The sequence below is a fragment of the Rossellomorea sp. DUT-2 genome (assembly GCF_052665285.1).
Genome location: NZ_JBQPEO010000003.1, coordinates 568210 through 582055 on the forward strand (window position 1 = coordinate 568210; position 13846 = coordinate 582055).

Genomic DNA, 13846 nt, shown 5'->3' on the forward strand with positions numbered 1-13846 from the left:
CATCGTAATGGAAGATTAAACAAAGTAAGTAGCCACCCTCTAAAACATAGAGGGTGGCTACATTCATTTTATGCAACTTCTGTTTTTTCCTTCTCCCCAGTCCCCTTTGACTTAAAGCTGATGAAGAACAGGATGGCAAGAAGGACGATGATTGATGCGAAAACAATCACATTGGATTCAATCAAGCTAACCAGGTTACCAAGCACGATGCCGACCAATCCGAAATCTGCATCTCCAAACGTCGTTCCCTGGAATCCTAAGTTGCCTAATACCGGCAACAAGAGGGCTGGCAGGAAGCTGATCATGACGCCGTTCGCCATCGAGCCAATGACAGCGCCTCTGCGTCCGCCGGTTGCGTTACCGAAGACTCCGGCAGCTGCACCTGTGAAGAAGTGAGGGACAAGTCCCGGAACGATTACTTTCAATCCTAATAGAGGTAAGAAGAGCATGCTGACGAGACCGGCAATGAAGCTGAATAAGAAACCGATGATGACGGCATTTCCTGCGAATGGGAAGATGGCCGGGCAATCAAGAGCGGGTTTCGCATTCGGGACGATTTTGTCCGCGATCCCTTTGAAGGCCGGAACGATTTCACCAAGGAGCATGCGTACCCCGGCTAAAATGATATACACACCAACGGCAAATGTGATTCCTTGCATAAAGGCAAAGACAAGGAAGTTCTGTCCACCGCTCAATTCTGCTTCTACAAAAGCTGGACCTGCTGCACCTGCCACGATAAAGAACAGGATGACCATCGTCAGAGATACGGAGACGGATGTGTCTCGGAGAAAGCCGAGTGACTTCGGAACTTTAATTTCTTCTGTCGATTTAGAACCTTTTCCAACTGCTTTACCGACCGCAGCCGAAACCAAATACCCGATCGATCCGAAGTGGCCGACGGCAAAGTCGTCCGACCCGGTGACTTTACGGGTGAAAGGCTGAAGCATCGCAGGCGAGAGGACCATCAGTGCCCCGAGGATGATCGAACCGAGAATGATCAATGGTACTCCGGAGAATCCTCCAGTCGTTAAGATAACAGCGATCAAGCAAGCCATGAACATGGTATGATGCCCTGTTAAGAAGATATATTTAAAAGGACTGAATCGTGCAATAACAATATTGACAACCATACCGAACAGCATGATCATCGCTGTCTCCGTACCGAAGCTTTCCTGTGCAAGGGCGACGACGGCTTCATTGTTCGGGATCACCCCGTCGACTTCAAAGGCATGATTGAACATGCTGCTGAATTGCCCGAGGGACTGGACGAGTACATTCGCACCCGCCCCGAGGATGACGAAGCCCATGACCGTTTTCAGGGTTCCGGACACGACATCCCCTGAATTCTTGCGTTGAATAAGGAGCCCGATTAAGGCGAATAGACCGACAAGGATTGCAGGTGTACCTAGTATATCCTTCATTATGATATCAACCATTTGTATCGCTCCTTTCTTTTAAAAATGGACTAAATATTTTGTTCCAATGCCGCGCGGAGTTCATTCTTATCCATTAAATTCTTTAACTTCACAACATTCTTGCGTCCATCTTCCAGGCTTTCGACGATATCCTCAGAACCAAGGAAAAGATCCGCCTGTTCCGTCTTCGCTGTTGTCAGATCCGTGTGGGATACTTCCGCTTCTTTTCCCATATCCTTCAGCGCCGCTTTCACATTCATTTCCACAATCATGCTGCTTCCTAATCCATTTCCACATACAACTAATACTTTTTTCATTTTTATTTCCTCCTCTGATTTATACTTCAATCGTTTGGTTGATTAATTCAATCACGGTTTGACGGTCACTTGCTGAAATTAACTGTTCCACATTGTCTTCATTGGATAGCAGTTCTGTCAGCTGTGCGAGTGCTTTCAAGTGGGTTTGATTATCGATTGCCGCCAGTACGATGACCAGCTGGGCGCGATGTTTTTCTTTTTCGGAAAAATGAACGGGTTCCTTGAGTCGCAGGAAGCTCATCCCCAGTTGTTCGACGCCGGTCTCCGGACGTGCATGAGGGATGGCGATATTGGGTGCGATGACAATGTAAGGACCTAGTTCATTCACATTTGTTATCATGGCCTCGACATATTCCGGTCGGATCGATTGTAGATCGATCAACGGTTGACTCGCCACCTTGATGGCTTCCTCCCAACTCGTTACACGGTCTTTGAGCTGTATCGTTTGTTCTGTCAATAATTCATTGAGCATAGGCTTTCTGATCTCCTTTATTCGGGGAGTATTTTGTTCTAAGAGGTGGACCAGCTCTTTCTTCAGGTCTTCCTCTTGATGGACCGTCGCATGACGTTTGATAACATCCATCAGATGATCAGTCACATTCTTTTCCGGTGGCTTCGAATCGAAAAGCTCATTCATACGTTGGATGACCCGTTCCTTTTCCAGATTAGTCAAGATAGCTGGAACATGGACAACGGGAATGTCCTTCTCCTTGATATAATTGGTGGAAAAGATGACGTCCGCCTTGTACTCGTTCGTTCGATATTCCCTCATCGAGATGGTAGTGATGACATTCAGCCCGGCAATCAAGTTTTCTAATTGGGTGCGGAGCATATTCGAGGTCCCGATCCCATTCTCACAAACGATGAGGGCTTTGAACTTCGTCTCGACCTTCTTTTTCTCTTTCGTCAACCAGCCTCCAAAATGCAGGGTGATGTAGGCGATTTCCTCGTCTGGAACAGTCTTCCCGACATACCGTTCCAAGTGCTTCATCACGCGTTTGGTCAAATGAAAGATGTCCGGGTAGTTCTTTTGTATGCTGTCAGCCAGATCATTCGCAATCGAGAGCCCGTACTTCAGGCGGTAATACGTCGGTTTAATATGGGAAATCAGATTTTCTTCAAGGCCACCTTTATCATCGAACACCACACAGGAGTAAAGCTGAAAATCATCGATCATCTGCTGGACGACTTCCTTCAGGCCGGATAGTTCCTGTTCCGTATAACGGTTGAAGTTATCCTGCTGCACTTTGGACCCCAACAGGTTCATGGTAATGAAGCAAACCTCGTCATCGGGAAAAGAGACTTCCTTTACGTTCCTGAGTTTATTCGTTATATGCAGGGCCGCCTTGTATGCTTCTGTTTGTATGAGGACCTGTTTTTCCGCTTCTGGTACATGAATATACTCTTGCAGTTCGATTCGCTTCATGATCATCAAGATCTGAAGGGACAGGATTTCCACCATCTCATCGGTCAGCGTCAATCCTAATTCTTTCTCAGCTTCATAAAGGATCTCTCTCACCAGGCGCCTTTGATCCGTTTCATGTGACCACGTGGCAGCTTCCGGCTGGATCATCTTATGGACCTCATTCCGGACATTCTGCCAATCCGGGTGCGAGAAGATGGTTGCCAGTATATTCGAAAGCATCGTTCTTTTAGCATCCTCAGGACCACTCAACCGGTATCCTGAACCTTTCTTGTAATACAACCGCAAGCCGGCTTCGCTGAACTCTTGCTTGATCTCTTTAATTTCCTTGGCGATTGTCCCCCGGCTCATGCTGGTCAGATCCATGAATCGCTGCATCGAGGCATCTTGTTCTTCTAGTAATATTTTGGCTTTAATCAGGACTTCACGTTCCTGTTTAGATAATTGATACTGCCAATCTTCGAAACTTTGATCCTTAGAAACCATCAACTTCGATTTCGATGCATTCGGCAAAAACAATCCCTTGCCGTGCTGGCTTTCAATGGGTTCTAATCCTTGAGTCCGTAACCAACTATTAATCTGATCGAGGTCGTAATAAATGGTCCGTTGAGACAAATTCGTCCTGGCCACCAGATCTTTTGTCGGAATCGGATCAGTCGAATGTTGAATGATGGATAATAAGTGTGCACGCCTTTTATCCAGTACCATGAGGATCCCCCTCTGTTATCATTTTTTGCAAATTTATATTGTTAGTTGATTAGATGATCATCTTATGAGTCTAGTATAATGGCTATTTACAAGTTATGAAAGGGGTTTCAGTGTGTAGAGTTTGTATGGGATAATTTTGCAAAAATGTACAGATGGTTGAAACGGGGATCAGAGTGGGAAGCTGGGATTGTCAAATGGGTGACCGTTTGACAATAATTGGAAGTGTAGCGTTTTAATTGGGAGGTCATCAAATGACAATTGAAGCAATAATAAAAAGGACGATCCTTCTGCTTTTTCCTGATAAGCAGGAGAATCGTCCTCTCATGATTTATTAAGCAGGCAGCCACGTGTTTGCAGTTACCAATTTTTCTTAAAGGATTCCTTCACATCGCCAACCTTCTCTTGAACCTTCCCTTTATCCTTGTCGCGTTCACCTTCCGCTATCTTATCATTGTCGTTTGTAAGTTTACCCAAACCTTTCTTTAAATCTCCCTTTGCCTGCTTTCGCTTCCCTTTTATCTGATCATGATTTTCTCGCATCTTCACTACCTCATTTCTATAATTTGATGTTTTATTATTCAATATCCAAATGGGATTAAGAATAAACGAAAAGGGTGATAGCAATTTATGTTAACTCAGTAAAAGAAAGAAACATCTGGTTTATCTTGCGAAAATAATCATTGAGTTAAAAGGTGTAATTTGAAATAATTGGTAGTAAGGAAAGAGCATTCCGAATAGGGGGGATTATTTATGGTTAACCTATTCCTTTCTGGCGGCGGAGATAAGGAACAGACAGAAATAATAGATAAGGAATTTGTTAGAGCAATAAATCTTAATAAGCCATTGCTATATATCCCGATTGCGATGCATGAAGAAATTCCTTATGAAGACTGTTACAAATGGATACATAGTGTGTTTAACCCTCTAGGCATAACTGAAATAGAAATGTGGACTGATTTAGAGGCTAAATCTCTAGAGGATCTAAGGGGATTCTCCTCCATTTACATCGGCGGCGGAAATACTTTTTATTTGTTAAATGCCTTACGTGAGACAGGATTTGGTAAGGTTTTAAAAGAGTATGTAGACAAAAAGGGGATTGTATATGGAGGAAGTGCCGGGGCTATTATTTTTGGCAGAGATATATTAACCTCCTCACACATGGACCCCAACCATACAAATTTGAAGACCTTTGAAGGATTGAATTACTTAAAGAACTATTCAATATGGTGTCACTACGAAACTAGTAACGATGACATAATCAAAGAATACCTAAACAAATATGGATGTTCTGTTATTGCGTTACCAGAAGAAACGGGCATTGTTATGAGTGAGGGTATCGTCAAAGTAATAGGTGGGTCTTCTGCATATATTTTTAGAAACAGAGAAAAAGATCTCGTTAAACTTAATGAGGAAATTCAATAACTATTCTTTATTGATAAAAAGAAGAACGAACAAAAGGGGACAATCAAAATGTTAAAAGTTAAACCGTTAGAAGACAGAGATCACGAATTAATCAGGGAAGCAGAAAAGGTCATAGAAAAGAATTATCGATACGGACGACATCACATTGGTTCAGCAGTCAGGTCGACCACCGGACAAGTTTATTCAGCGGTACACGTAGAAGCAAACGTTGGAAGAATCACAGTATGTGGGGAAGCGATGGCGATCGGGAAGTCTATTTCTGAAGGGGATCACGAATTTGAAACGATTGTAGCGGTGGCTCATCCTCATCCACATGAAGATATAGAGAAATGTTGGGTCGTTGCGCCCTGTGGAATGTGCCGTGAGTTGATAAGTGACTATGGGGAAAATACAGATGTCATCATTTCTTATAATGGTGAACTTGTAAAGTGTCATGTGTTGGAGCTGTTGCCAGAGAAATATACGAGTGATATGGAAGAAAAATAATGAGGGTGAGCAAGGTGTCCATCGATGAAGTAACAGAAACATTGTTATACCGATATCAAAAAGAGTTCTCGGAAAATCGTCCTTTCATTGTGGGGATCGATGGGTTAGGAGGAGCAGGTAAGACTACGGTTGCCAAAGAACTTCGACATGCATTGGAACTTTTCGATCATGAGGCTTTCACCTTGCATCTTGATGACATCATTGTTGAAAAGGATAAACGATATGGAACCGGCAATGAAGAATGGTTTGAATATTACTTTCTCCAATGGGATATCGGATTAATCGAAACAGAACTGTTCAGAAAGCTGCATGCTAGCGGCTCTATTACTCTGCCTTTCTATCATTCTCCAACCGATAAGATCATAACCAAACCAATCCATCTGGCCCTGTCTTCCATCATCCTTATTGAGGGTGTCTTCTTACAAAGGAAAGAATGGCGACAATATGTTGACTTTATGATCTATATTGATTGTTCGCATGAATTAAGAGCTGAAAGAGTAATGGACCGTGACCTCTATCTCGGGGACGAACAAGAAAGGCTCGATAAGTATAAAAGAAGATACTGGTTGGCTGAGGATTATTACGTCGATCATGTTGATCCGATTGGGAGTGCGGATTATATATATAGAGGTAATTAAATGAAAAAGGGGACTGAACGAATATGGCGACTTGGATGGTGCATTTCAGAATTACAGAGAACCTACTGAATAAGGGGTTGCTGGCATCTGAAAAAGAGTTTGTAGTAGGGAATTATCGGACCGGATTGTGGTTTGCCTGATCAAGTCACGGGAGAATTTTTTCCTGACAAAAGAGTGACCCATTTTAAAGTGGATGGGAAAGTCAATCCAGATTTGTTTCTGGAGCAGTACATAAAGAAAGATAGAGTCGATTTTACCAGCCCACGCTTCTCATTTTATTTAGGGTATTATCTTCACCTCGTAACGGATGTGGAATGGAGTCGGATGCATAGGGAAAAAAAGAAAGAGCCTATGTATCAAAACATACTGGGAACGCCTGAATACACTAGAAGGATAAAAGGAGACTGGTATGGTTCGGATTTTGTGTATTTACATGAAAATAGAGCTACGATTTTTCATCATGTATTTCAACATATTAAGAGTTTCCCTGATTACCTTGATATTTTTCCACAAGAACAGATTTCAAAACAGATCAAGAGAATTACAGAATTTTATTTAGGTGATTCTTATGCTTTTGCATTGGATCCGGAATATAGGTTTGACTATTTAACACCCGACGAAGTTACTCAGTTTGTTAACACGACGACCGAGAAATTAGCGGCTCATTTACATGCAACTTTTGATGATGAAATGCTGTGGGGTCAACGACAAATGATGAAACATGAGACGAAATAAGATAAGGGGATGCTAAGATGCTCGATATTCTGAAACAAAATAAAAAAAGCTGGGATAAAGTCGCACGCCATTTTAACGGGAAGGATGCCTTGCCGAGTTACGGACCGTTTACACAGACGGAAGACGAATTGAGGTTGTTTGATGACATTACCAGTAAAAAGGTGCTTGATATTGGGTGTGGCAGCGGGCACTCCTTACTTTATATGAAGGAAATGGGTGCCTGTGAATTATGGGGCGTTGACCTGTCAGAGACTCAAATCGAGACGGCAAAAGAAACATTAAAGGGGTTGGATGCTAACTTATCCTGTTCTCCTATGGAAGAAGATATCGGATTACCGAAGGATTATTTTGACATCGCATACTCTATCTATGCCATTGGCTGGACTACAGACCTTTCTTCTACTTTAAGGTTGATTCACTCGTATTTGAAAACAGGTGGTTCATTTATCTTTAGTTGGGATCATCCCTTATACCCCCATATGAAAAGTGAAGATGGGCGAATCTATCTGGGGGGGTCTTACCAGGAAGAGGGAGTCACCACGTACACGAACTTCAAAGGCGAAGACGCTCCTGTCGTCATCCCGAAACGAAAACTGAGTACCTATTTAAATGAAGTCATTAAAGCAGGATTTACGATTGAATCGGTTATTGAAAGCGACGTATCAGCAGCTTTAGACTCAGTGGAGGAGGAAGTATCTGATCGCTATTACTCATTATATAAGGCGAGGAAATTTCCTACTACGATGATCATCAAGGCAAGGAAGTAGATAAAAGGGGGCCAACATGTTCTATAGAAGAAAGTTCTATCTAGTCAAAAAAGGGTTCGTCGAAACGTTCAATGATCACTTCAATCACACCAATCTGCCGAACCAGCTTAAACACGGATCGAGACTGGTTGGCCGCTGGATGAAGGAGCATGATAGAGAGACCGTTGAGATCTTTGCCATTTGGGAATACGACAGTCACGACGATTATATGAAGATTGAAACCAGCATCAGGAATGACCAAGAGCATCTAAAACGAATCAGGGATTGGTACGAACAGCATGGTGGGAGGGAACATGTCGCTAAGGAATGTATCATAGAAATGAGGAATGAGGCGTTGGAGACGACAGTCAGGTGAATGGGCTGAGAGATAAGAGAATGATCGATCCAGGGGTATGTGTGTAAAGGAAACATAGAAAGTGGTGAAGGAACAAGATGGAAATGAAATATGACGATAAATATCATCTGCATTTAGGTTATTACGAAAATAACTGTGATTATGAGTCTATTGCTTATAAAAAGTTATCGGAGGATGTGTGGGATATCTTCTTTGACTTTGAACAATATGGACTTAAAAATACAATCGAAGAAAATGAGTTATCACTAGAGGGATTAGGAACAAGAATTTTTTCAATCGGCGGAAATGATCTTACCTATGAAACTGGTGTAAAGAGATTTGAAGAATGGTTGGCGATGCAGAAAATCATCTGACTTCTGCTAGGTCAATGGTTAAATAGGGATGATCCTGCGCATATAAAATGAGTGTATAGAGGAACTGCCTCCTTATTAATTGGAGTTAGCACCCCAAATAAAGAAAATTCGACACGAAGGGTCAATAATTCCCAAATAGGATTAATGAATTGAAAATAAGATTAATAATTCTTATACGTGATTAATTAGTCTCATGCGGGATTGAAAGTGGTTCAAAAAGGATTAATTCTAATTGAAGCTCAATTATTCTGCCTATTCTATCTCCACTTTGTAAGTAAAATGACTCAATAACTCATCCCTGTTCGATAGATTTGTAAAAAAACGTAAGAAAAAAGGTCGAATTTTGTTAACACAATCTATATTAAGCTGTATTGTTATCTACATATCAACTCAACATCCCTTTCCTAATATAAAGTAGAAATACATATTCAGGATTGGAGATGAAAAAATTGAACAAAAAATTACTAATCGGTACAGGGGTTGCATTTTCGTTGTTATTCAGCCCGTTCAGTCAGACTTTTGCAGAAGAACCGACAGCAGGGGAAAGAAAACAGGTGGATAATGTAGCACACCGCGGGGCAGCAGGTTATGCACCTGAGAATACGATAGCCGGTTTTGATCTGGCCGTTGATATGAAGGCGGATTACATTGAAATCGATGTACAACGAAGTAAAGATGGTGAATTGGTCGTCATTCATGATACAACTGTGGACCGTACAACAGATGGAACGGGAAAAGTGGGGGACTTAACCCTTGAACAGCTTCAAAGCCTTGATGCAGGTAGCTGGAAGGGAGAAAAATTTGCTGGAGAGCCGATTCCGACCTTTGAAGAGATTCTCGATCGTTATCATGGGAAAGTGGGGATTTTAATAGAGTTAAAGGCTCCAGAGCTTTACCCTGGTATTGAAGGACAAGTGGCTGAAGCATTAAAAGAACGGAATCTTGACAAACCTCAAAATGAAAAGATCATTCTTCAATCGTTTAACTTTGAATCGATGAAAAAAATGGATCAATTGCTCCCTGAGGTTCCAGTCGGTGTGTTAACTTCTAATCGTGCTCTTACCACACCAGAAGAGTTAAAAGAAATCTCAACCTATGCGGAGTGGTTCAACCCAAGCTATGGAATCGTGACAGAAGAAGTAGTGAATGAAGTCCACGCCCAAGGGATGCAAATCGGATCATGGACGGTACGCAGCCAGGAAGCGGCAGACTTTCTTTTCGACATGAAGGTTGATGCGATCATTACGGATTATCCGGATTATGTAGATCCTAGAAACTAATATTCTTGTAAAATGGGAGTGGCTTATGCTGCTCCTTTTTTTTGAAAGGTTCCAGTCTCACCATTAGTCGTTTAAGGGGGCTGTCCCAAAAGTAAGCATTGGGACAGCCCCTTTTTCATCTGAGGAATCGGTTGCAGTATGATGACTCATCAAGTCAGCTATCTTCTATTGCCCGCGGAAAACCTTGATATAAAAACCGGTTCACTTTATGATGAATGGAGACTTTAGAAATAGAGTCGCAATCACAAGCATGCACTTTTAATAATAAGCTGTGAATGAAATTAATGTTGGGGTTGTACATCATGAAGTGGATCTATATCACATTAATGGTCGTGCTGATGTACTCGGTCTATTCCGTCATCAGCACGGTTTATATACGGAAAAGGAATGACCGTATTACGAGAAGGGTGAATGTTCCGGGTGCGATTGCATTGACGTTTGACGATGGACCGGATCCCATGTATACCGGTCAACTACTCGATGTCCTCAGTAAGCACGGTGTGAAGGCTACTTTTTTCGTGGTCGGAAGCAAGGTGGAGAAATATCCTGAGTTGGTGAGGCGGATGAAGAGGGACGGCCATACAATCGGGATTCATCATTATACCCATGTGTCCAGCTGGTTTTTAACTCCTTTTCAATTGAAAAAGCAGTTGGAGCAATCACGTATGGTGATCGAGCAGGTCACGCATGAGAAACCAATCTATTATCGTCCTCCGTGGGGACATTTTAATGTATTCACCCTGTGGTTATCCAGGGAGTATGAGGTTGTATTGTGGTCCCACATCTTTCAGGATTGGAAGGTGAAGAACGGTGGGGACTTATTTGAACGAATGAAAAAGGCGGATCATCACGGTTCCATTTTCGTCCTTCATGACAGTGGGACGACCTTCGGGGCCGATGAGAAAGCTCCCCATTATATGATAGGGGCATTGGATGCATTCCTTGAAGATGCGTTAGAGAAACAGATCCGATTCGCATTGCTAACAAACACAGGATCGAAGGAGCAGGCAGTAAATGGGCAGTGAAGAGATTATCCAGTACATTCAAAGCTACGGTTATTTCATCATTTTCCTGTTTCTATTCTTAGGGATCGTCGGCATACCGGCCCCGGAAGAATCCCTTTTGTTCTTAGTAGGGCTATTGGCAGCCAAAAGCCAGTTACTGCTTTCTTTGGCATTGGTCTGTTCATTTCTTGGTGTTTATACAGGAATGATTACGGGGTACTATGGTGGAAGATTCATCGGACAGCCGCTTATCGAGCGATACGGAAGATGGATCGGGTTATCTGAGGAAAAGGTACGGAAGTATGAACAGCTCTTTACCATGCACTCAACCAAGGCTCTACTATTTGGCCTGTTTATGCCGGGACTGCGGCAATTGAGTCCGTATCTCTCCGGTATATTCGGTACACCGTACATGCCCTTTTTCTTCCTTACCATGGCGGGCTCGGCGATTTGGACGGTTTCGTATATTTTACTTGGATATTGGCTCGGCAACACACTTTCCATTAATCCAATCTACGTGCCTTATGCAGGGGTTGGATTACTAGTGATTTTTATCCTGACCACTGTGTGGCAATCCGTAAAAAAGAAAAAAGAGAGGTATTTGGAATGAAGATTGTGATTCTATCGATGTTCAGTGTTCCAACCGGGCATACGAAAGTAGCCGAGGTTCTACACAACAGCATAAGACATGACTATCCGGACGCTGAAATCAAGATCATTGATTTCTTGTCTTTTTCGAATCCTCTTCTGGAAAAAATGATATCCGGTATTTATTTTAAGTGGATCATAACGTCGCCGGAAAGCTATAAAGGCTTTTACCAAAAGGTAATGATGAAAGATAAAGAACAAAGCTTATTGTTGAGAAGTATTTCCCGATTTGCCACTTACTTTGAAAAGAAGGTGTTGACGATAGTGGAGGAGGAAAAACCTTCACTGGTGATTTGCACCCATTCCTTTCCGTCGAGAATGATCGGAAGGCTGAAGTCAAGGGAGGGGAGCATTTCCTGTAAAACGATGAATGCCTATACCGATTTTTTTGTGAACGGTGTTTGGGAAACCGGCAAGATCGATTATCACCTTGTCCCGACTAAAGAGGTCAAGGATACATTGGTCAGGCATCACAACGTTTCTTCGGATCGTGTCTATCAAACCGGAATCCCCGTATCGGATGTGTTTAAGAGTAATGGTTCATCCCAGAGTCCCCTCTCCAAGAAGGGAAAACATATCCTTGTTGCGGGAGGAAATAGCGGGTTATGCGTATGGAAAAATGGCATTAAGGGCTTTTCCCGATACCCGGATGTCCATTTCTCTGTATTATGCGGTCATAATCACAGGCTTTACCGTTCGCTTCTCAATCAACCGAATATTACGCCGTACACGTATATTCAGGATCAGGAAGAACTGAATGCTCTATATGACGCAGTGGATGGTATCATTACCAAACCGGGTGGGGTCACGATCAGTGAGGTCCTTCATAAAAAAATCCCTGTGTTCATCCTTGATTATCTTCCCGGGCAGGAAGAGTTTAATTTACATTATCTTGTGGAACAGGAACTCGTCTTCTACATCAGGGATACACAGGATTTCTCCTCCCTGGAGGAAATCCTTTATGATCACAAGGAAATTCAACAAAGAGTAGAAAATATGGAAGACTATTTATCCTCCCTTTCCGGCGGCTTCACCGAGATTTTGCGAAAAATTCAGGAGGAGACGCGCCAGACAATCAAAGTGAAATCAGTCAAGGGCAAAGCGGATATCGGGATTTTTCTTTCGAGCTGAAGGGAATAGATATTGATGATACAAGCGAACTCTATCGTGGTAGAGCACCATACGAAACCCATAGGTGAAGTTAAATAACTTGAAGGTTCTTGTACTTCAAAAAAGAGGCTGTCCCGGTACTTTCTCCGGGACAGCCTCTTTTGAGATATTGAATACCTTATTCTAAAAAAGCTTTCGAATAATGAACGACACCTTCTACATTTTTAAGAGAATGCTCGGTCAATTCCATAGCCATAAATACTTCATCAGGCACTTCAAACGGGGGTTGGATATTCCAAAGTGCCGCTTGCTTAAAGCCAAACCTTGGATAATAATCTTTATGACCTAACACAATCACGGAATGATAACCGAGCTCTTCAGCCTTTTGCAGGGCTGCACGGATCAATTGGCTTCCAATTCCCTTATTTTGAAAGGAGGGTGCTACAGACACTGGAGCGAGTGCCAGAGAATTAGCCACTTTATCATGATCTACAATGGTGATTTTAGAGAGTAGTATGTGACCGATCACTTCACTACTTTGATTGATGGCAACCAATGAAAGCTCAGGTATAAATGCATCTGATTTTCTAATGTTATTTACAAGGAGATGTTCTTTCTTATCGCTATACTCCTCATGTGAAAATGCTTGTTTCGTCATTTCTTCTGTCGAGCTATATTGTTCAGGGCGTTCTTGTCTAATGAAGATATCCATTTATAGTCTCCTATTCTTTAATAAAAGTCGTTGGTTCAAATATAAATGGTACTTTCTCAATGAAAAGAGTCATTAAGAAAGTTTTCACCCCAGTAATAAACATATGCTTAGCAAACAAAAACCTCCAGACTAGTATGTACATATTTTATAAAGTAATGAATCCGGGGTCAACCTTGGTAAAAAGACTGCTTGTCCAGTACCGGAAAGAGCTATATAATAAAAATGAATCTTAAACATAAAGGAGGGAAAATTCATGCATTCGTTCACTGTAGACATCAAAGCTGAGAAAAAATATCTTGTCTTCATGATGTCTATTTTTGGAATTTTAGCTGTCCTCGGGACAAGTCTGTCCTTTTTTAGCTGAATTTCAATAATGTGAACGTACGTATGATTTCCTGAAAATAGCGAAAGCCACGGGGAATGATTCCCTGTGGCTTTTTTGATCTAGCTACGGCGGCTAGAGGCTCGAGGTC

General features: G+C 42.2%; 16 protein-coding genes. 11 read left to right on the forward strand and 5 right to left on the reverse strand.

The window, feature by feature from the left end; genetic code table 11:
* Positions 1 to 68 precede the first annotated feature (68 nt).
* From ACOSV2_RS13780 to ACOSV2_RS13795, 4 genes are all read right to left on the reverse strand, one after another.
* Positions 69 to 1436 (reverse strand): PTS ascorbate transporter subunit IIC, encoded by a 1368-nt coding sequence (locus ACOSV2_RS13780; protein WP_428975591.1) that lies wholly within the window; start codon positions 1434 to 1436, stop codon positions 69 to 71.
* Between the two features lie 29 nt (positions 1437 to 1465).
* Complete coding sequence (locus ACOSV2_RS13785) at positions 1466 to 1732, reverse strand: PTS sugar transporter subunit IIB (protein WP_044338820.1); 267 nt, start codon at positions 1730 to 1732, stop codon at positions 1466 to 1468.
* A gap of 19 nt (positions 1733 to 1751) precedes the next feature.
* On the reverse strand, positions 1752 to 3863 hold the full coding sequence (locus tag ACOSV2_RS13790; RefSeq protein WP_428975592.1) for a BglG family transcription antiterminator: 2112 nt from the start codon (positions 3861 to 3863) through the stop codon (positions 1752 to 1754).
* Positions 3864 to 4220: 357 nt separating this feature from the next.
* Complete coding sequence (locus tag ACOSV2_RS13795; RefSeq protein WP_428975593.1) at positions 4221 to 4403, reverse strand: CsbD family protein; 183 nt, start codon at positions 4401 to 4403, stop codon at positions 4221 to 4223.
* A 210-nt stretch (positions 4404 to 4613) separates the two neighbouring features.
* Between ACOSV2_RS13795 and ACOSV2_RS13800 the strand changes: the two genes are divergently transcribed.
* From ACOSV2_RS13800 to ACOSV2_RS13850, 11 genes are all read left to right on the forward strand, one after another.
* Complete coding sequence (locus tag ACOSV2_RS13800; protein ID WP_428975594.1) at positions 4614 to 5285, forward strand: Type 1 glutamine amidotransferase-like domain-containing protein; 672 nt, start codon at positions 4614 to 4616, stop codon at positions 5283 to 5285.
* A 48-nt stretch (positions 5286 to 5333) separates the two neighbouring features.
* Positions 5334 to 5771, forward strand: a complete 438-nt coding sequence (locus ACOSV2_RS13805) for a cytidine deaminase (RefSeq protein ID WP_428975595.1) — start codon at positions 5334 to 5336, stop codon at positions 5769 to 5771.
* A complete protein-coding gene (locus tag ACOSV2_RS13810) occupies positions 5771 to 6409 on the forward strand; it encodes a kinase (RefSeq protein WP_428975596.1) in 639 nt (212 codons plus the stop codon). Before ACOSV2_RS13805 ends, ACOSV2_RS13810 begins: the two co-directional genes overlap by 1 nt.
* Positions 6410 to 6541: 132 nt before the next feature.
* Complete coding sequence (locus tag ACOSV2_RS13815) at positions 6542 to 7144, forward strand: hypothetical protein (protein WP_428975597.1); 603 nt, start codon at positions 6542 to 6544, stop codon at positions 7142 to 7144.
* Positions 7145 to 7161: 17 nt separating this feature from the next.
* Positions 7162 to 7911 carry a class I SAM-dependent methyltransferase gene (locus ACOSV2_RS13820; protein WP_428975598.1) on the forward strand — a complete coding sequence of 250 codons (750 nt, stop codon included), beginning with the start codon at positions 7162 to 7164 and terminating at the stop codon, positions 7909 to 7911.
* 16 nt (positions 7912 to 7927) lie between these two features.
* A complete protein-coding gene (locus ACOSV2_RS13825) occupies positions 7928 to 8266 on the forward strand; it encodes an NIPSNAP family protein (protein ID WP_428975599.1) in 339 nt (112 codons plus the stop codon).
* A gap of 77 nt (positions 8267 to 8343) precedes the next feature.
* Positions 8344 to 8619, forward strand: coding sequence for a DUF3986 family protein (locus tag ACOSV2_RS13830; protein WP_428975600.1), 276 nt, complete (start codon positions 8344 to 8346; stop codon positions 8617 to 8619).
* Between the two features lie 449 nt (positions 8620 to 9068).
* Positions 9069 to 9899, forward strand: a complete 831-nt coding sequence (locus tag ACOSV2_RS13835; RefSeq protein WP_428975601.1) for a glycerophosphodiester phosphodiesterase — start codon at positions 9069 to 9071, stop codon at positions 9897 to 9899.
* Between the two features lie 302 nt (positions 9900 to 10201).
* Positions 10202 to 10924, forward strand: coding sequence for a polysaccharide deacetylase family protein (locus tag ACOSV2_RS13840; RefSeq protein ID WP_428975602.1), 723 nt, complete (start codon positions 10202 to 10204; stop codon positions 10922 to 10924).
* Entirely contained in the window at positions 10914 to 11513 is a 600-nt protein-coding gene (locus ACOSV2_RS13845; protein WP_428975603.1) for a DedA family protein, read from the forward strand. Before ACOSV2_RS13840 ends, ACOSV2_RS13845 begins: the two co-directional genes overlap by 11 nt.
* The gene (locus ACOSV2_RS13850; protein ID WP_428975604.1) at positions 11510 to 12682 is read left to right on the forward strand and encodes an MGDG synthase family glycosyltransferase; all 1173 of its coding nucleotides are present in this window, start codon (positions 11510 to 11512) and stop codon (positions 12680 to 12682) included. The genes ACOSV2_RS13845 and ACOSV2_RS13850 overlap by 4 nt, the downstream gene beginning before the upstream one ends.
* Before the next feature lie 157 nt (positions 12683 to 12839).
* Here the strand turns inward: ACOSV2_RS13850 and ACOSV2_RS13855 are convergent, their stop codons facing one another.
* The gene (locus tag ACOSV2_RS13855; RefSeq protein WP_428975605.1) at positions 12840 to 13373 is read right to left on the reverse strand and encodes a GNAT family N-acetyltransferase; all 534 of its coding nucleotides are present in this window, start codon (positions 13371 to 13373) and stop codon (positions 12840 to 12842) included.
* Between the last annotated feature and the right edge of the window lie 473 nt (positions 13374 to 13846).